The sequence below is a fragment of the Pseudomonas sp. B6(2017) genome, from assembly GCF_002112765.1.
GTDB lineage: Bacteria > Pseudomonadota > Gammaproteobacteria > Pseudomonadales > Pseudomonadaceae > Aquipseudomonas > Aquipseudomonas piscis.
In genome coordinates this window covers 134,349-151,896 of sequence record NZ_NEIQ01000012.1, presented here as the reverse complement: position 1 = coordinate 151,896, position 17,548 = coordinate 134,349, and the positions used below count along the sequence as shown (strand labels likewise).

Here is a 17,548-nt window from a genome sequence, read left to right as displayed (position 1 = left end):
GATATCGATGGGGTATCCGCATTGCGCGGGCACTATAAGTCCTGGCCCTTGGTGTAGTGAAGACGACGAAAGTTCGCTGGTCCATGGAAAAAAACTTCTCTCCACCATTTATCCAATAACGTTTGCCAGGCAGGGGTAGCGGCTGTTATCTGTACGCATAACCAGTATAGACCTGCCGTGGCGCCTTTCTTCCGTGACTTCCAACCCCCTCGAGAACCCTCTTTACTACCTGCATAACTTCCAGCAAGTGCTGGGCTGGCTGGAGCAACGCTATGCCGATGTGCTGAGCGGCGAAGAGCAGCGCTTCATCGCCGATTTCGCTTCGCTTGGGCAGCCGGCACAGGCACTGCTGGTGCGCATGGTGATGCGCAAGGGGCGGCATTTTCGCCTGGCCCGGCTGAGCTATCCGGAGATCGGCGATACGGCCCGGGCCCTGGCGCCATTGCTCGACCTGGGCTGGATCGACGACCAGGCGCCACTGCCCCTGGAAGAACTGTTCGGCCTGCTGGCCAAGCCCGAGATCCAGTTGTGCTTCAAGGACCAGGCCTTGCCGGCCAAGGCCAGGAAGGAGCAGTGGCTGCAAGTGCTGCAGGAGGCCTATCCCCGGGCCCGGGCATTCGGCCAGTGGTGCCCGCAGCTGGAGGATCGGTTGCTGAGCCTGACGGTCATGGACCTGTGCGATCGCCTGCGCCTGATGTTCTTCGGCAACCTCTACCAGGACTGGTCGGAGTTCGTCCTGGCGGATCTTGGGGTCTACAGCTACGAGACCGTGCAGATCAGCGCCGATGCCCGGGGCTTGCGCAGCCGCGCCGATGTGGATGGCTTCATCTACCTGCATCAGTGCCAGGAAGCGTTCGAGGCCGGCGCACAGCTGCCTGGGCTGCTGGCTCGCATCAGCGCCTTCGACAGCGCCAACCCCTGGCTGCACAAGCGCCGCGACAAGCTGCTGTTCATGCTGGGCCAGCACTGCGAGCGCCTGGCGGATTGGGAGCAGGCGAGGCTGATCTACCAGCGCTGCCCCTATCCCGGGGCCCGTTTGCGCCTGATCCGGGTCCTGGAGCGCAGCGCCGACTATCCTGGCGCCCTGGCACTGGCCGAGCAGGCCGCTTCGGCGCCGCAAAGCGCTGCCGAGGCCCAGCAGTTGCTGCGCATGCTGCCGCGCCTGCGACGCAAGCTGGGTGGGCCGCCGGTGGCCCGGGTGGCGAGCCGTGAGGTATCGCGCCTGGAGCTGTGCCTGCCGCGCGATGGCGAGGGCCTGGCGGTGGAGCAGGTGGTCCAGGCTCATCTGCACCAACCCCTGGCCCCGGTGCACTATGTGGAGAACAGCCTGGTCAATTCATTGTTCGGATTGCTCTGCTGGCCGGCGATCTTCGCACCGTTGCCAGGCGCGTTCTTCCACCCGTTCCAGCGCGGTCCGGTGGATTTGCTGAGCGAGGACTTCCATGAGCGCCGCCGCGAGCTGTTCCAGGCCTGCCTGGAAGAGTTGGACGATGGTCGTTACCGCGACAGCATCCGCCAGCGTTTCGTGGCCAAGTGGGGCCTGCAATCGCCCTTCGTCTTCTGGGGAGCCTTGAGCGAGGAACTGCTGGAGTTGGCCCTGGACTGCCTGCCGGCTGCGCACCTCAAGCACTGGTTCGAACGCCTGCTGCTGGATATCAAGGCCAACCGCGCCGGCATGCCGGATCTGATCCAGTTCTGGCCCGAGGACAAGAGCTACCGCATGATCGAGGTCAAGGGCCCGGGCGACCGCTTGCAGGACAACCAGTTGCGCTGGCTGGACTTCTGCCAGGAGCACGGCATGCCGGTGGCGGTGTGCTACGTGCAATGGCAGGACGCCCCGGCGTGAGTTATCGCATCGCGGTGCGTGCCTTGTGCGAGTTCAGCGCCAAGCACGGGGACCTGGACCTGCGCTTCACTCCATCGCCCACCGCCCAGGAGGGTATGCAGGGGCATCGCACGGTGGCCGCCCGGCGCAATCCCGAGTACCAGAGCGAAGTATCCCTGGAGGGCCAGCATGGCCCGTTGCTGGTCAAGGGCCGGGCCGATGGCTACGACCCCCGGCAGAACCTGCTGGAGGAGATCAAGACCTTTCGCGGCGACTTGTCGCGCATGCCCGACAACCATCGGCAACTGCACTGGGCCCAAGCCAAGGTCTATGGCTGGCTGCTGTGCCAGAGTCGGCAGTTGCCGGGCATCCGCGTGGCACTGGTGTATTTCGACATCCATAGCGAAGAGGAAACCGCCCTGGTACAGGAGTACAGCGCCGGGCAGTTGCAGGCGTTCTTCGAGCAGCAATGCGCGATCTTCCTGGATTGGGCGCAACAGCAGTTGCAGCACCGCGCAGAGCGGGACCGGGCCTGTCGCGAGCTGGCTTTCCCCCATGGGCAGTTCCGCCCCGGCCAGCGCCACTTGGCCGAGTCGGTGTACAAGGCGGTCAGTACCGGTCGCTGCTTGTTGGCCCAGGCTCCCACCGGTATCGGCAAGACCCTGGGCACGTTGTTCCCCATGCTCAAGGCCATGGCCCCGCAGCAACTGGACAAGGTACTGTTCCTCACCGCCAAGACCCCGGGCCGACAATTGGCCCTGGATGCCGCCAGGGTGCTGTTCGCCGAGCATGCCGGGTTGCCGCTGCGGGTCCTGGAACTGGTGGCCCGGGACAAGGCCTGCGAGTACCCGGACAACGCCTGTCATGGCGAGTCCTGCCCATTGGCCAAGGGTTTCTATCAGCGTCTGCCGGCGGCCCGCCAGGCAGCCAGCCAGGTGCCATTGCTGGATCGCCAGGCGTTGCGCCAGCTGGCCCTGGAACATCAGGTCTGCCCCTATTACCTGAGCCAGGAAATGGCCCGCTGGAGCGACCTGGTGGTGGCCGACTACAACTACTACTTCGATTTCACGGCCTTGTTGTTCGGCCTGGCCCAGGCCGACCAGTGGCGACTGGCGGTGTTGGTGGACGAAGCCCACAACCTGGTGGAGCGCGGTCGCGGCATGTACAGCGCCAGCCTCGACCAGCAGCAACTGGCCCAGGTGCGCAAGAATGCGCCGCAGGCCCTGAAGAGCCCCTTGCAGCGCCTGAATCGCGAGTGGAATGCCCTGCACAAGGACCAGGTTGCGCCGTACCAGGCCCATGGGTGCTTGCCCGGCGCCTGGCTCAAGGCCCTGGGGTTGTGCGTGGCGGCCATCGGCGACTACTTCAATGAACACCCCCAGGGCCTGGACGCGGCTGTGCAGGGGTTGTATTTCGAGCTACTGCAGTTTGCCCGGGTGGCGGAGCTGTTCGACGAGCAGCCCTTCATCTTCGATGTCAGCAAACGCACCTTGAACGCCCGGCGCAGCCTGTCGCGCCTGAGCCTGCGCAACGTGGTGCCGGCGGCGCTGCTGCGCCCGCGCCTGGAGGCGGCCCGCAGCGTGGTGCTGTTTTCCGCGACGCTCGAACCCCAGCATTACTATCGCGACCTGTTGGGTGTACCCGATAGTGCCGTGTGGCTGGATGTCGAATCGCCGTTCGCGGCCACGCAACTGGATGTGCACATCGTCAGCCAGATCTCGACCCGTTATGCCCGGCGCCAGGCCTCGCTGGTGCCCATCGTCGAGTTGATGGCCGGCCAGTTCGCGGCTCGTCCTGGCAACTACCTGGCGTTCTTCAGCAGTTTCGAATACTTGCAGCAGGTGGCCGAGCTTTTGGCCCGCAAGCATCCGGAAATTCCCATCTGGCTGCAGTCGCGAGGCATGGACGAAAGCTTGCGGGAGGAGTTTCTGCAGCGGTTCCAGGCCGAGGGGCGGGGCATAGGTTTCGCCGTACTCGGCGGTGCGTTCGGCGAAGGCATCGACTTGCCGGGTTCGCGCTTGATCGGGGCTTTTGTCGCCACCCTGGGCTTGCCCCAGCTCAATGCCTTGAACGAGCAGATGAAGCAGCGCATGGGCGCGTTGTTCGGTGCAGGTTATGACTACACCTACCTCTACCCCGGCTTGCAGAAGGTGGTGCAGGCGGCAGGGCGGGTGATCCGCAGCCAGGCCGATAGAGGGGTGCTGATGCTGATCGACGATCGTTTTGCCGAGCCACAGGTACGTCGGTTGTTGCCGCGCTGGTGGGCTATCGCCGAAGAGGAAACGGCGCAGGACTGCCAGTAGCAGTTGCTGCGCCGTCGATGGGGCGTGCAGGGTTTTGGACTTCAGCGGCCCTGACGAACCCTGGCGAAGCGCCGCAGGGTTTGCCCGGGGCCGGTGTGGAAGCGGGTAGGCCGGGGTTGGCCGCTATCGGCGGCGATGAAGACGAACTCGTCGTCCGTCAGCTCGTAGCTGGCCGGCAATGGCTGGCCGGCATCGGCGCCGATCGAGTCGACCCAGGTAATGGACTTGGGCGTGGTGCTGCTATCGAGGGTGAAGCTGCCGGCCAGCAGCAACTGGCCATCCACGGTCACCACGCGAAAGCGTTCGCCCTCGATCCAGGTCAGGGCGCCCGGGGCGCTGTGCTCGTCGGGCGGGTTGACGATGCCGCTGTCCTCCATCCCGGTCTGTTCCCAGGCGCCTTGCAGGCGTTCCAGGTCCAGCAGGCTGGTGTCACGTTCCGTTGACGGGTTCATGGTCGGGGCGATTCCTTTTGCGCGTGGGTTTCAACTGAAGAGATTGCGGCCAATGCAATAGGTCAGGAGGTCCAGGTCGCTCTGCACCTCCAGTTTGCGCATGGCGGAGATCTTCTGGGCGCTGATGGTCTTGGAGCTGCGATTCTGGCTACGAGCGATATCGCTGACGCTCTTGCCGGATATGAACAGGCGCAATATCTCATATTCCTTGGGTGACAAGGTCGCGATCCGCTCGTTGAGCGCTATGTTCGACTCCACCACCGACTGGCTACAGAGCGCTTGGCTACGGTAGATACCCTTCTGCGCGAAGGCCTTGAGAGCCAGCTGGATTTCCTCGTGCAGCTGGTTCTTCTGGATGATTCCCATCACTCCCAGTTCATGCAGGCGGCTGAGGATCAGCGGGTTGGAGATCATGGTCAGAACCAGAATCTGCACGTGTTGGAAGTTACGGGTGATGAACTCCACCAGCTTCAGGCCATCGCCGTAGGGCGAATCCCCGGGCATGTTGTAGTCGGTGATGACCAGGTCTGCGTGCCGGCTCTCCAGCAGCCGTACCAGCTCCCCCGAGCACATGGCCTCGCCGACGATCTCGAAGCGTTCGTCGCGTTCCATCAGTTCGCGGATGCCGAGCAGTACGATGGGGTGATCATCGGCAATGATTACTTTGAGTTTTTCCATGACAGAGACAATCCGTGTAGTACGCCAATCGGCTGGGTGAACGTAGGGCGGGCGGCATATGCAATCACCGCCACTGGTTATTCAAGAAACGCCAGCAGTTCGGACAACCGCTGCATCAGTTGCCGGACCTGCTGCTCCAGGGATGAGCTCCATGGCTCGTCCTGCAGGCGGCATTCCATCTCGGCACAGGCCCTGGCCAGGGCCGGGGCCTGAACTGCGCCCAGGGCTCCGGCGATGCTGTGCAGGCGTTCGGCGGCACTTTGCAGGTCGGTGCTTGCGAGCGTGTGATCCAGGCGTTGCAGGTCGTGATTCATGGTCTGGACGAACAACGGGCGCATCCTCGCAGAGAGCTGGGGGAAATGTGGGTGCTCGGGTTCGCTGGGGGCGGACGGTTGTGACGCAGGCGCAAGCGTGCCGGCCGTGGGCGGGCAGAGCTGTGACAGTTGCCGCCACAGGTGCTGCAGGTCCATGGGCTTGACGATCCAGGCGTTCATCCCGGCGGCGAGACAACGACTGCGCTCCTCACGCAGGGCATTGGCGGTGATGCCGATGATCGGTAGTCGAGGGTCGCGCTGGCGCAGTTGCCTGGTCAGCTCGTAACCGTCCATGAGCGGCATGTCCAGGTCCGCCAGCACCACGTCGAACAGCTGTGGTTGCCAGTGCTGCAGGGCTTGTTCGCCATCGGCCGCCAGGGTCGTGCGGCAGCCCAGGGCCTGTAGCTGCTCCTGGATGATGGCCTGGTTGAGGGGGTTATCCTCGGCCACCAGTACGTGCAGGCGCAGCGGGCTCCTGGTGCCATCGGCCGGTGGCGCCACGGCAGACTGTCGCCCTTGACGGGCCTGGGAGGCCGCCTCGGCGATGGCCCGGATATCGTAGGCGCTGACTATCCATTCCTGGTCCTGGGGTTGTTGCTCCGGGGATGGTGCGCATAGCGCGCTGACCCGTGGTCCTGGCCAGGAGCACAGGGTGTTTTTGGGTAGCAAGTCGACCAGTACCCATTGCTGGGGCTGCTGGCTCCAGTCGGCAGGTGCCGGCGAGGCCTGGATGCCCAGGCGGTTGAGCCAGTCGCAGGTGTTTTTCAGCAGCTCCGGTACCGGTGCCCGGACGTGCACGGGTGGCCCTTCCGCAAGAGGCCTCAGTCTTGGCGAGGAACCGGGAAGGCGCGGCAACTCCAGGCGCAGGGAAAAACTGCTGCCCAAGCCAGGTTCGCTGGTGACCTGCAATCGTCCACCCATCAGGGTGCAGAGCTGCTGGCAGAGGGGCAGGCCCAAGCCGGCACGATTGGAAGTATCGCCCAACTGCTGATGCAGATCGAACAACCGTGCCTGATCCGCGGGGGGGATGCCGATGCCGGTATCGGAGACCTGCCATTCGATGCAGGCTCGCTGTCCAACCGATTCCAGTAGCCGGAGGCGCAACACCACCCGGCCGCTGTCGGTGAACTTGATGGCATTGCCCAGCAGGTTGTCGAGTACCTGGCGGATCCGCCGGCCGTCCCCCCGCAGCAGATCCGGCAGTTTGGGGTCGATGGAGGCGTAGAGCAGCAGGCCCCGCTGCTGGGCGGCGGCCGCGAACTCTTGCAGGGCTGCCTCTGCCATGTCCAGCGGACAGAACTCCACCGCAGCGATGCTGATATGCCCGGCCTCGATCCGGGAGACGTCGAGGATATTACTGATCAATTGGAGCAGGGCATTCGAGCAACGCTGGCTGGTGCGCAGGTAGTCAGTCTGGCGTGGGTCCAATGGGGTCAGGCCGAGCAGCTCGAGGGTCCCCAGTGCTGCATACAGCGGCGTTCGCAGCCGGTGGCTCATGACCGCCAGGAAGCGGGCCCTGGCTTCGCGGGCCAGTTCCGCTGCACGCCTGGCCTGCTTCAGCGCACGACTGTTTTCAACCTGGCGGGTGATGTCGTTGAAGGCGCAGAGCACCGCCTCCTGGTCCTGGTAGCGGGTCGCGACGAACTTCACTTGCAAGTGGCGCCCGCCGACGGCCAGGCAAGACTCGCCGTTGTCGATACGGTGCGGGTCTTGCTCCAGTATCGATAGCATGTCGCTGCTGCCTGCTCCTTGTCGGGCGTGGGGATTTTCCAGCAGGAGCTTGAAGTCTTCACGACGCAGCACGCATAGGCCCGTGGCGGCGGTCTCGATGATGGTGCGGCTGAAGGCCTCGCTTTCCACTACCTGCTCGTGTGGCGTGTGCATCGCGACCGGCTTGCGGTTGCGTTGCCAGCGGCTGGCCCCCCAACCCCAGGTGGCCGCTGCCAGTATCAACCCCAGCAGGCTGGCCGTGACCCATGGTGCCTGCCCGTAGAGCTTGCGGTAGCTGATGCCGTAGAGCCCGGTCCAGAGGGGCGGGGTGTGACTGGTGAGCTTCAGGGTGATGCCCTGGTGGCCGAAGTTCAGGCCGTCGTGCAGGGCCGTTGCCGATCCTCGGGAGCCGGTCAGTAGGGTGCCGGCCGGGTCGATCAGGGTGAAGTCGTCATAGACTGGCGCAGCCAGAAGGCCTTCCTGCTTGCCGGTTTCGTCCAGTGCCAGCAGCGAGACCATCTTCATCCAGCCGTCGGCTCCAACCACTTGTAGCTGTGTCGGAGCCAAGCGCAGAGTGGTATAGGCCAGCAGTTGAGCACCGCTGCCGTTCGAGCCGGATTGTGAATAGGGTTGCCAGTTAACCTGCTGCGAGGCGAGGTGTTGCTGCTTCAGTAGCGCCAGGCGTAGCTCTGGTAGCGACGGACCGACGGCATCATCACGTGATTCAGGCTTGCCGGATCGGGTGCGGGGCGCGAGGCTCGCCAGGTCGAGACCGCTGCAGGCATTGAGCAGCAGCACCTTGGGTGAACTGTGGCGAGAGTCCGACCAGAAGCTGCGATAGAACGTCGACAGATGCATGCCCACCATGAGCAGTCGCGGCAGGTCATTGGCGATCAGGGGGCGATCCAGGACCAGGGAGCCCGGTAGTTGCCGGTCATTGCAATTGTCATGGGCCAGGGACCCGGAGGCAGGATGCAACGGCAGTGGGTAGCGGGTGTTGCCCAGATGCGAGCTGGCTGGGGCCAGACTAGCTGCATGTTTGAGGAACAGCTCCTGTTCCTGGATATTTTCCATCAATCGAGTGAAGTGCACCCGCAGGTGGTCGGACTGTCGCTCCGCCAGGTGCATCGCTACCCAGCCCAGGCTGCTGCATAGCACGGCCAGACCCAGCAGGATCAACAGGCCCAGGTTCAGTCGCGTCTGGTAGCGAACCAGGTACTCCAGGAAGAGGGGGGTGTACTTCATCACTGATATACCGAGCACATGGCTAAGACCCGATGACGGGGCTGTTTCTTTGAATACGGTTCTACGTCCCGCAGAGGGCCGGGACAGTGGGCGGGGGGATCGATGTCGGATGGCCCGGCCCGCTGGCCGAGCCCCTGCGAATCAGCCGGCGCCCGGTCGCGGGGCTAGCGTTCGGCTCAAGGTCGGCCTGGTGCGTCGGGGCTCGTCCCCGGGTGGTGGGGCACCAGAGTGTCGCGGCCCGGTAATCGTGGGCTTTCGGCGATCGAAATGCTTGGGGGCTTCATGGATGGTTTTTTCATACAACGCCAGGTAGTTGAATAGCGCCCTCAAGGCGAAGGGTTTGACCAGGCAATGATTCATCCCGGCGTCAAGGCACAGTTGTTCTTCTCCGCGCATGGCATTGGCCGTCGCCCCGATGATGGGTATCGAGCAACCGCGGCGACGCAGCTCCCTGGCCAACTGGTAGCCGTTGAGCCTGGGCATGTTCACATCGGTCAGCACCATGTCGAAGTATCCGTTCTCCCAGATGCCCAGCGCTTCTTCGCCATTGGCTGCCTGCTCTACGCTGCAGCCCAGTTCTTCCAGCTGGTCCTTGAGGATCAGTTGGTTGATCAGGTTGTCCTCGACCACCAGTACATGCAGGCTGAGCTTCTTCAGCTCACGACTCTCATGGTGTTCTTCATCGTGATTCGTCCAGGTTCCCAAGGCTTGGCTGACGGCCTGATGGACCGCCCGCAGGTTGTTGCTGTTGACCTGCCAGGCACCTTCGTGGGTGCGTGTTGCGTGGTGCCCGTCACCGCTGGCCAGTACCAATGGTCCGGTCCAGCCGGGTTCCAGTCGCTGCTCCATGGTGCCGGGGTGCACTTCGATCAGCACGCTGTCGCTGTCATGGCTACTGCGGCCCGACAGGCCGACCTGGGCCCGCGCGCCCCAGCGACGTAGCCAGCCGGTCACCGATTCGGCCAGTTCGCGTATCGGCGATACCACGTGGATCATCCGCGCAGGCGATGGGCCGGCGAGCACGAGCCGTGGCGTGGTGCTGCCAGCTTCCAGTGGCAGGGTGAGGCTGAAGCTACTGCCCAGCCCCGGTTCACTCACCATGCGCAAGGTGCCACCCATCAGCAGGGTCAGGCGCTGGCAGATAGGCAGGCCCAGGCCGGTACCGGCGATGACGTTGGTGTTGCCTTCGGTTTGGTAGAAGGGCTCGAAGATCAGCGCCTGATCGTCTCGGGAGATGCCCCGGCCGGTGTCGGACACTTGCCAGGCGAAGTAGTGGTGCTGGCCGTCGTGGAGGCCGCCCCTGACCCGAAGGACGATACGTCCCGAATCGGTGAACTTGACCGCGTTGTTCAACAGGTTGCTGAGGATCTGGCGGATCCGCGTGACATCGCCCAGGAGCATCTCCGGCAATTGCGGGTCGACACAGGCATAGAGTTGCAGGCCCTTGGCCTGGGCGGCTGCGGCATAGCTCTGGATGAGCTCGTGCACCAGTTCCAGGGTATTGAACTCGCTGAGTTCCAGGGCCAGTTGCCCGGCCTCGATCTTGGATACGTCGAGCACGTCGCAGATCAGTTGCAGCAGGGTACCGGAGGAGCCTTCGATGGCTCGCAGGTAGTCCTGTTGTTGCTCGTCAAGGTGGGTGCGCGCCAGCAGCTCCAGGGTCCCGAGGACTCCATACAGGGGCGTGCGGATCTCGTGGCTCATGGTGGCCAGGAACAGGGTCTTGGCTTCGTTGGCGGTATCGGCCAGGCGCTTGGCTTCTTCCAGGGTGGCCTCGATCTGCTTGCGCGCCGTGATGTCACTGAAAGCGCAGAACAGCACGTCTTCGCCCTTGTAGCGGGTGGGCGCAGAACTGATATAGAGGTGACGGCCACCGGCGGTCTCGAAATAGTCCGAGCCATCGGAGCGATTGGCATCGAACGCCCGGCCGATCCAGCCGGCGCATAATTGCTCGCGTTCGCTGCCGTTGCCCAGCCACTGCTGGGACAGGGCATTCTCCAGCACTACCTGGCCATCGCTGCGGCGCAATACACACAGGGCCACGGGGGCGATCTGGATCACGTCGCGGCTGAACGCTTCGCTTTCGATCAGGGCCTGGAGCCGATGCATGGCTGGGGCTATCAGACGTATCTCGATCCAGTGGGCCAGCAAGCCGATCAGGGCCATGCCGAGGAGGCTGATCAGCGACGCGGCGAGCAGTTGTGGCAACAGGGTCTTGAGCAGGGTGTACAGGTCGAAGGAGTACACCAACTGCCAATCGGAAGTGCCGAGTTGCTTGCGGATCACTACGTGGTCGGGCCACCAGCGGCCGCCCAGGAAACCGAAGAAGCTTTCACCCTTGACCCGCTGCACCGCTTCGACCAACTGGCGGTTGGGAGTGCTGCTCAGGAGCAGCCCGCCCAGGGAGCTGAACATTATGAAGTCACCGGCGTCCTGGTTCTGCAGGGCTTCGGAAACGCTCCCTCCGTCCATCTCCAGGCCCAGCCAGCCGGAGTCGGCGAAGCGTTCGTCGAGGCGGGTGAAGATGTATAGCCGGGCAGCCCCGGAAGAATGATCCGTCAGCCACAGCTCATCGCCCATGGGCACCTCGTCGGGCGTCAGGCTGGACAACCTGGCGAGCAGGGGGCGGGGCAGATCGGCGGTTTCGTGATGGGGGCTGAACAATTGCTGGACTTCAGGCTGTGGCCCTGCCTGGACGTACAACAGCGTCAGTTGCTTGTGCTTGAGATGGTCGCGCATGCGCTGGGTGAGCCAGAGACCCCACTCTTGTTCGCCATGGGAGCCCAGGCGCAGGTGGATCTCTTCGGAGGAATCGTTGCTTGGCGTGAGATCGTCGGTGATCGGCAGGGGTTGGTACACGGTGGCCAGGCTGAGGCTTTCCAGCAGGGCTTCACGGGTGGTGAAGAATGCCTGGGCTTCGGTGATGGCACTACTCATGTAACTGCGTCGCTGAGACAGCTCGTTGTTGAGGGTCGAGCGCAGGAAGTTGTAGACGGCGCCCAGCAGGACGATCAGGAAAATCAGCGCAACGACACGAAGCAGCCGGCGGGCTGCTTCGGGAGAGGAAAAGAGAGGATTGATCTGATGTAGATAGCTTTTTAATCTCATGCGCCAACTGTAATTGTGGGCATGACAGGCCGGGATCAGACAATTCTTAAATCATCGGCGGCAAATTAGATTTTTCCGAGTACAACGCCATAGCCCACCTGGGGTCATGGCGGGCGTCGGGCATTCACCTGGAACCTTGTCCGGGTTCAGGTACGGACATGCCTCAGACCATTCCCAGGCGCTGCTTGCGAGCGGGGGGCGCAAACACCCGGTCCAGCTCCTGCAGATCCTGGGGTTGCAGCTGCAGCTCGCCAGCCTCGGCATTGAGGCGTACATGTTCAGGGCGTACGGCCTTGGGAATGGCCAGTACGCCGTCCTGGCGCAACAGCCAGGCCAGGGCCACCTGGGCCGGTGTAACGCCGTGGCGCCGTGCCACCTGTTGCAGCACCGGTTCGGCCAGCAAGGCGCCGCCCTGGCCGATCGGACAGTAGGCCATGAGCGGCATTTCCAGTCGCTGGCAGGTTGGCAACAGGTCGAACTCGATCCCTCGGGACTCCAGGTTGTACAGCACCTGGTTGGTGGCGCAGGCCGGCGTATCGAGCTCGTCCAGGTCCGCCACATCGAAGTTGGAGACGCCCCAGCGGCGGATCTTGCCGTCCTGGCGCAAGCGCTCGAAGGCCGCGACCGTTTCCTCCAGCGGATACTGGCCACGCCAGTGCAGCAGATACAGGTCGATGACCTCGGTACCCAGGCGTTTCAAGCTGCGCTCGCAGGCTTGGGGCAGGCTCTTGCGGCCGGCGTTGTGGGGATAGGCCTTGCTGACCAGGAAGACCTCGTCGCGCCGTCCGGCAATGGCTCGGCCGACCACTTCCTCGGCGCCGCCTTCGCCGTACATTTCGGCGGTGTCGATCAAGCTCAGCCCGAGGTCGAGTCCGCAGCGCAATGCCGCGACTTCGCGCTCTCGTTGCCGAGGATCCTCGCCCATTCGCCAGGTGCCTTGGCCAATGACTGGAACCTGCATACCCGCGAGCTGCAACCTGCGCATGACTATCTCCTGGCATCTGTGGATCGATGAGGGAAGGGCACAGGGAAACAAAGCGTCCAGTGCCGGTCAAGCACCGAAGGCGTGGGAATGAGGGTAGGAAGGTGGCACCTGGCATATCTCTAAAAAGAATAAAGTTCTAATTATTTATTCCTTTTAAGGCTTTGATCGAAGGTGCATGTTAATCGCCAGCCGCTCAACTCCTGAGTCCGGTACCAACAGAGGATGTGCCCGCATGACCATTCAAGCGATCAACGTACGCAATCAGTTCAAGGGCGTGATCAAGGAGATCCACCAGGGCCAGGTGGTTTCGGAAATCGATGTGCAGACCGCTTCGGGCATCGTCACTTCGGTGATCACCACGCGTTCGGTGCGTGACCTGGAGCTGAAGGTCGGCAGCGAAGTGATCGCCTTCGTCAAGTCCACCGAGGTTTCCCTCGCCAAGCTCTGAGCCATCGCTTTTCGGAGATGGTCATTCACAGGGGAGTGAAACATGTCGCATTCGCTGGATATCACTGCATTACCTGTCCTGGATCTGGCCCAGCTGGACGCCGCGCCCGAACCGCGCCAGGCCTTTCTCGACGGCCTGCGCCAGGCGGCGCGGGATGTCGGCTTTTTCTACCTCAGCGGGCATGGCATCGATGGCCAGCTGTTGCGTCGGGTGCAGGACCAGGCCAGGGCCTTCTTCGCCTTGCCCGAGGCCGACAAGGCTGCGGTAGACATGATCCACTCGCCGCACTTTCGTGGCTACACCCGCGCGGCGTCGGAAATCACCCGTGGCCAGCCGGACCTGCGCGAACAGTTCGACCTGGGAGCCGAGCGCCCGGCCCTGGACCTTGAACCCTACAGTCCAGCCTGGGCCCGCCTGCAAGGACCCAACCAGTGGCCTGGGCCGTTGCCTGAATTCAAGCCGCTGCTGCTTCAGTGGCAGCAGGCGATGACCGGCATGTCCCTGCGCCTGCTGCGCGCCTTCGCCCAGGCGTTGTCGTTACCGGAGGCGGCGTTCGATGAGTTGTACGGGGAGCGTCCCAACGAACATATCAAGCTGATCCGCTATCCGGGCCAGGTGCCCGGGCAGAGCAACCAGGGCGTCGGGGCGCACAAGGACTCGGGGTTCCTCAGCTTCCTGTTGCAGGACCAGCAGGCAGGCTTGCAAGTGCAAGTGCAGGAGGACCGCTGGATCGATGCCCCGCCACGGGAAGGCACCCTGGTGGTGAACATCGGCGAGCTGCTGGAGCTGGCCACCCATGGCTACCTGCGGGCTACCGTGCACCGGGTCCTGTCGCCACCGGCGGGGCGCGAGCGGCTGTCCCTGGCGTTTTTCCTCGGCGCCCAGCTGGATGCCCGAGTGCCGCTGTATCCATTGCCCGCAGCGCTGCGAGACGAGGCCCGCGGCCCGGCCAGCGACCCGCACAACCCGCTGTTTCGAGAAGTTGGCTGGAACTACCTCAAGGGCCGCCTGCGTTCGCATCCGGATGTGGCCCGGCGCTTCTATGCCGATGCCCTGGTGCCCAAGGCCGTGAGTGCCTGACCCTATCGTCGATCAAGGACATTGCCCATGCAGAAGACCTATCTGTCCGCCCTGGCGTTGCTGATCGGGCTCGGCCCCTTGGGCGCCGCCGCGCAACCGTTGCGAGTCGCCGCCGACCCGGTGCCCCACGCCCAGATCCTCGCCTATGTGCAAAAGCTCGACCCACAGTTGGAGCTCAAGGTGATCGAGATTCCCAATGGTGTGAATTCCAATGAGCTGCTGGCCCATGGCGACGTGGACGCCAACTACTTCCAGCACCTGCCATACCTCAAGTCCCAGGAGCAGGCCCTCGGGCAGCCGTTCGCCGTGGCGGCCAGCGTACATATCGAACCCTTGGGCATCTATTCCCGGCGGCACCAGGCTTTCGACCAAGTGCCCCAGGGCGGTACGGTGGCGGTGCCCAACAACGTCACCAACCTCAGTCGCGCCCTGTACCTGTTGCAGGACCATGGGTTGATCCGCCTCAAGCCCGGCTTCAGTGATCCGGCCCGCGACCAGGCGACTCCCAAGGACATTGCCGAGAACCCCCGGCGCCTGAAGATCCTCGAGATCGAGTCGCCGCAGATTCCCCGGGCCCTGGAGGACGTGGACCTGGCGGTGATCAACGGCAACTATGCCCTGGAGGCCGGGCTGGTGCCGGCCAAGGATGCCCTGGGCCTGGAGCAGGCCGAGCACAACCCCTATGCCAACATCCTGGTGACCACGCCCGAACTCAAGGACGATCCCCGTATTCGCCAACTGGCCAAGGACCTGGCGTCGCCCGAAGTGGCCGGCTTCATCACCCGGACCTTCGCTGGTTCGGTACTCCCGGTCACGGGCCAGCAGCCATGATCCAGGTCCAGCAACTGGGCAAGAGCTACGGTGACGGCCAGCCGGCGGCCTTGCAGCAGGTATCGCTGGAGATTCCCGACGGGGCGATCTACGGCATCCTCGGCCGCAGCGGCGCGGGCAAGTCCACCCTGTTGCGCTGCCTGAACCTGCTGGAGCGCCCCAGCAGCGGGCGGGTACTGGTGGACGGCCAGGACCTGGGCTGCCTGTCCGGGGCCGAGTTGCGTCGCCAGCGCCGGCGCATCGGCATGATCTTCCAGGGCTTCAACCTGCTGCATTCGCGCACGGTGCAGGATAACGTCGCGGTACCGCTGGAGATCGCCGGCCTGGCCAAGGCGCAACGCCGCGCCCGGGTCCTGGAGCTGCTGGAACTGGTGGGGCTGGGCGACAAGGCCCTGGCGTTTCCCGGGCAGTTGTCCGGTGGCCAGAAGCAACGGGTAGGCATCGCCCGCGCCCTGGCGGCCGGTCCGCGCTACCTGCTCTCGGACGAGGCTACCAGTGCCCTGGACCCGGAAACCACGGCCTCGATCCTGCAGCTGTTGCAACGGATCAACCGTGAGCTGGGGCTGACCATAGTGCTGATCACCCATGAGCTGGAGGTCGTGCGCTCGATCTGCAGCCACGCGGCCTCGCTGGCTGGCGGGCAGTTGCTCGAGTGCGGGCCGATCGAGCGCCTGCTGGCGGACCCGCAGTCCGCGCTCGGGCGGGCACTGCTGCCGGGCTACAACCTGCCCGTGGCAGGCGAGCAACTGCAGGCCGAATTGACCTTTTTCGATAACCAGCGCGCCGCGCCGCTACTGGAACAATTGAGCCAACAGCAGGCGCTGAAGCTGCAGGTCCTGGCCGCCGGAGTGGAGACCGTGGCTGGCCAGCGGGTAGGGCGCTTGCGCATCGCTGCCGGCGCTGCGGACCCAGGCCGCTTCGAGCAGCTGTTGGGCGCCTTGGCCCAGCGCGGCGTGCGGAGTGAGCGGCTATGAGCCTGGCACTGGATGGGACCGAACTGGCGCAACTGCTGCTCAACGCCACCGGCGAAACCCTGTACATGGTGCTGCTGGCCGCGCTGTTCACTGTGCTGATCGGCTTGCCCCTGGGTATCTTGCTGTTCGTCAGTCGCCAGGACGGGCTGCTCCCCATGGTGCGACTCAATCGCTTGCTGGGGATGTTGGTCAACCTGGGGCGCTCATTGCCCTTCGTGGTGCTGCTGATCGCCCTGATCCCCCTGACCCGACTGGTGGTGGGGACCACCTTGGGCAGCACCGCCGCCGTAGTGCCGATCACCATCGGTGCCTTCCCGTTCTTTGCCCGGATCGTCGAGAACGCCCTGGACGAGGTGGACAAGGGCCGGATCGAGGCGGTGCTGGCCATGGGCGGACATGTCGGCCATGTGATTGGCAAGGTGCTGCTGCCCGAGGCCCTGCCGGCGCTGCTGGCCGGGTTGACCCTGACCCTGGTGCTGCTGATCGGTTTTTCTTCCATGGCCGGGGTCATTGGTGGCGGGGGCCTGGGGGACCTGGCGATCCGCTACGGTTACCAACGCTTCAACAACCAGGTCATGGTGGCCACGGTGGTGATCCTGGTGCTGCTGGTCCAGGGGGTGCAGAGTGCCGGCGATCGCCTGGTCAGGTCCTTGGCTCATCGACGCTGAACTGACGCTCAGCGCAAGTCTTCCAACTGCTGCCAGCATTGCTCCAGCCAATCGCACAGGGCGCTGATGCGCTGGGGCACGAAACGGCTGTGCAGGCGCACCAGGTGTACCGGCAGGGCGGGTAGCTGCCAGTCGGGCAGGAGCTTCACCAATTCTCCACGGCGTGCCGACGGCGCCAGCAGCCAGTCCGGCCCGGCGTGCAGTCCGGCACCGGCCAGCAGGGCGCTGTGGATGGCGCCGAGGCTGTTGAGCAAGAAGCTGGCCTTGAGCTCGACTTTCGCCACCTCGCCGGCTTGGCTGAGCAGCAGCTGGCTCGGGTTCTGCTCGGTCATCCAGGAGTAGACCAGCGCCCGATGTTCGCCCAGATCCGCTGGCTGGAGTGGGGCGCCATGGACTCGCAGATAGTCAGGGCTGGCGTACAGACCATGGGACAACTGCCCCAGGGGCCGGGCCACCAGGGACGAGGCCCGCAGGTGGCCCACCCGCAGCGCGACATCGATACCTTCGGCCATCAGGTCCAGCGCCCGGTCGGACAGCACCAGGTCCAGGACCACGGCCGGATGCTGGCGCTGGAAACCGGCGAGCCAGATGCTGACATGACGTTCGCCCAGGGCCACCGGGGCGCTGACCCGCAGGCGTCCAGAGAGCTCGGGAGTGCCCTGGTCGAGGCTGGCCAGCAAGGCGTCCATCTCCTCCAGCAGCGGGCGCATCTGTTCATAGGCCCGGGTGCCGGCCGGTGTCAGGCTGACCTTGCGGGTGCTGCGATTGAGCAACTGGGTATTGAGCCGGTGCTCCAGGGCGGTGAGCTGGCGGCTGACCGAGGAGGGCTCCAGGGCCAGGTCCTCGGCGGCCAGGGTCAGGCTGCCGCGCTCCACTACCCGGAAAAATACCCGCCATGCGGCGTTGTCTGGATTCTTGCGCATGACG

Annotated in this window: 13 protein-coding genes; 7 read left to right on the top strand and 6 right to left on the bottom strand. The window is 64.3% G+C overall.

All coding sequences use genetic code 11. The features are described from left to right. Nucleotides 1–193 precede the first annotated feature (193 nt). Entirely contained in the window at nt 194–1,846 is a 1,653-nt protein-coding gene (locus CAG11_RS21220) for a VRR-NUC domain-containing protein (protein WP_085597796.1), read from the top strand. Beyond that, nucleotides 1,843–4,128 (top strand): ATP-dependent DNA helicase, encoded by a 2,286-nt coding sequence (locus CAG11_RS21215; protein ID WP_085597860.1) that lies wholly within the window; start codon nt 1,843–1,845, stop codon nt 4,126–4,128. The genes CAG11_RS21220 and CAG11_RS21215 overlap by 4 nt, the downstream gene beginning before the upstream one ends. 41 nt (nt 4,129–4,169) lie before the next feature. Here the strand turns inward: CAG11_RS21215 and CAG11_RS21210 are convergent, their stop codons facing one another. The 5 genes from CAG11_RS21210 to CAG11_RS21190 form a co-directional block, all read right to left on the bottom strand. Beyond that, entirely contained in the window at nt 4,170–4,580 is a 411-nt protein-coding gene (locus CAG11_RS21210; protein WP_085597795.1) for a TIGR03067 domain-containing protein, read from the bottom strand. 30 nt (nt 4,581–4,610) lie between these two features. Continuing rightward, complete coding sequence (locus tag CAG11_RS21205) at nt 4,611–5,258, bottom strand: response regulator (protein WP_085597794.1); 648 nt, start codon at nt 5,256–5,258, stop codon at nt 4,611–4,613. Nucleotides 5,259–5,335: 77 nt separating this feature from the next. Further along, on the bottom strand, nt 5,336–8,527 hold the full coding sequence (locus CAG11_RS21200) for a hybrid sensor histidine kinase/response regulator (RefSeq protein WP_085597793.1): 3,192 nt from the start codon (nt 8,525–8,527) through the stop codon (nt 5,336–5,338). A 141-nt stretch (nt 8,528–8,668) separates the two neighbouring features. Further along, nucleotides 8,669–11,635 carry an ATP-binding protein gene (locus CAG11_RS21195; protein WP_085597792.1) on the bottom strand — a complete coding sequence of 989 codons (2,967 nt, stop codon included), beginning with the start codon at nt 11,633–11,635 and terminating at the stop codon, nt 8,669–8,671. A gap of 163 nt (nt 11,636–11,798) precedes the next feature. Further along, nucleotides 11,799–12,620 carry an aldo/keto reductase gene (locus tag CAG11_RS21190; RefSeq protein ID WP_085597791.1) on the bottom strand — a complete coding sequence of 274 codons (822 nt, stop codon included), beginning with the start codon at nt 12,618–12,620 and terminating at the stop codon, nt 11,799–11,801. A 232-nt stretch (nt 12,621–12,852) separates the two neighbouring features. On the opposite strand from CAG11_RS21190, the gene CAG11_RS21185 reads away from it, so the two are divergent. Genes CAG11_RS21185 through CAG11_RS21165 form a run of 5 tightly spaced genes read left to right on the top strand, consistent with a single transcriptional unit; the run spans nt 12,853 to nt 16,621 of the window. Next, nucleotides 12,853–13,068 (top strand): molybdopterin-binding protein, encoded by a 216-nt coding sequence (locus CAG11_RS21185; RefSeq protein ID WP_022638908.1) that lies wholly within the window; start codon nt 12,853–12,855, stop codon nt 13,066–13,068. Between the two features lie 42 nt (nt 13,069–13,110). Continuing rightward, complete coding sequence (locus CAG11_RS21180; protein WP_053129474.1) at nt 13,111–14,148, top strand: isopenicillin N synthase family oxygenase; 1,038 nt, start codon at nt 13,111–13,113, stop codon at nt 14,146–14,148. A 27-nt stretch (nt 14,149–14,175) separates the two neighbouring features. After that, complete coding sequence (locus tag CAG11_RS21175) at nt 14,176–14,979, top strand: MetQ/NlpA family ABC transporter substrate-binding protein (protein WP_085597790.1); 804 nt, start codon at nt 14,176–14,178, stop codon at nt 14,977–14,979. Continuing rightward, the gene (locus CAG11_RS21170) at nt 14,976–15,953 is read left to right on the top strand and encodes a methionine ABC transporter ATP-binding protein (RefSeq protein WP_085597789.1); all 978 of its coding nucleotides are present in this window, start codon (nt 14,976–14,978) and stop codon (nt 15,951–15,953) included. The genes CAG11_RS21175 and CAG11_RS21170 overlap by 4 nt, the downstream gene beginning before the upstream one ends. After that, nucleotides 15,950–16,621, top strand: a complete 672-nt coding sequence (locus CAG11_RS21165; RefSeq protein WP_053129481.1) for a methionine ABC transporter permease — start codon at nt 15,950–15,952, stop codon at nt 16,619–16,621. Before CAG11_RS21170 ends, CAG11_RS21165 begins: the two co-directional genes overlap by 4 nt. An 8-nt stretch (nt 16,622–16,629) precedes the next feature. On the opposite strand, the gene CAG11_RS21160 is transcribed toward CAG11_RS21165, so the two are convergent. Next, nucleotides 16,630–17,544 (bottom strand): LysR family transcriptional regulator, encoded by a 915-nt coding sequence (locus tag CAG11_RS21160; protein ID WP_085597788.1) that lies wholly within the window; start codon nt 17,542–17,544, stop codon nt 16,630–16,632. Nucleotides 17,545–17,548 lie beyond the last annotated feature (4 nt).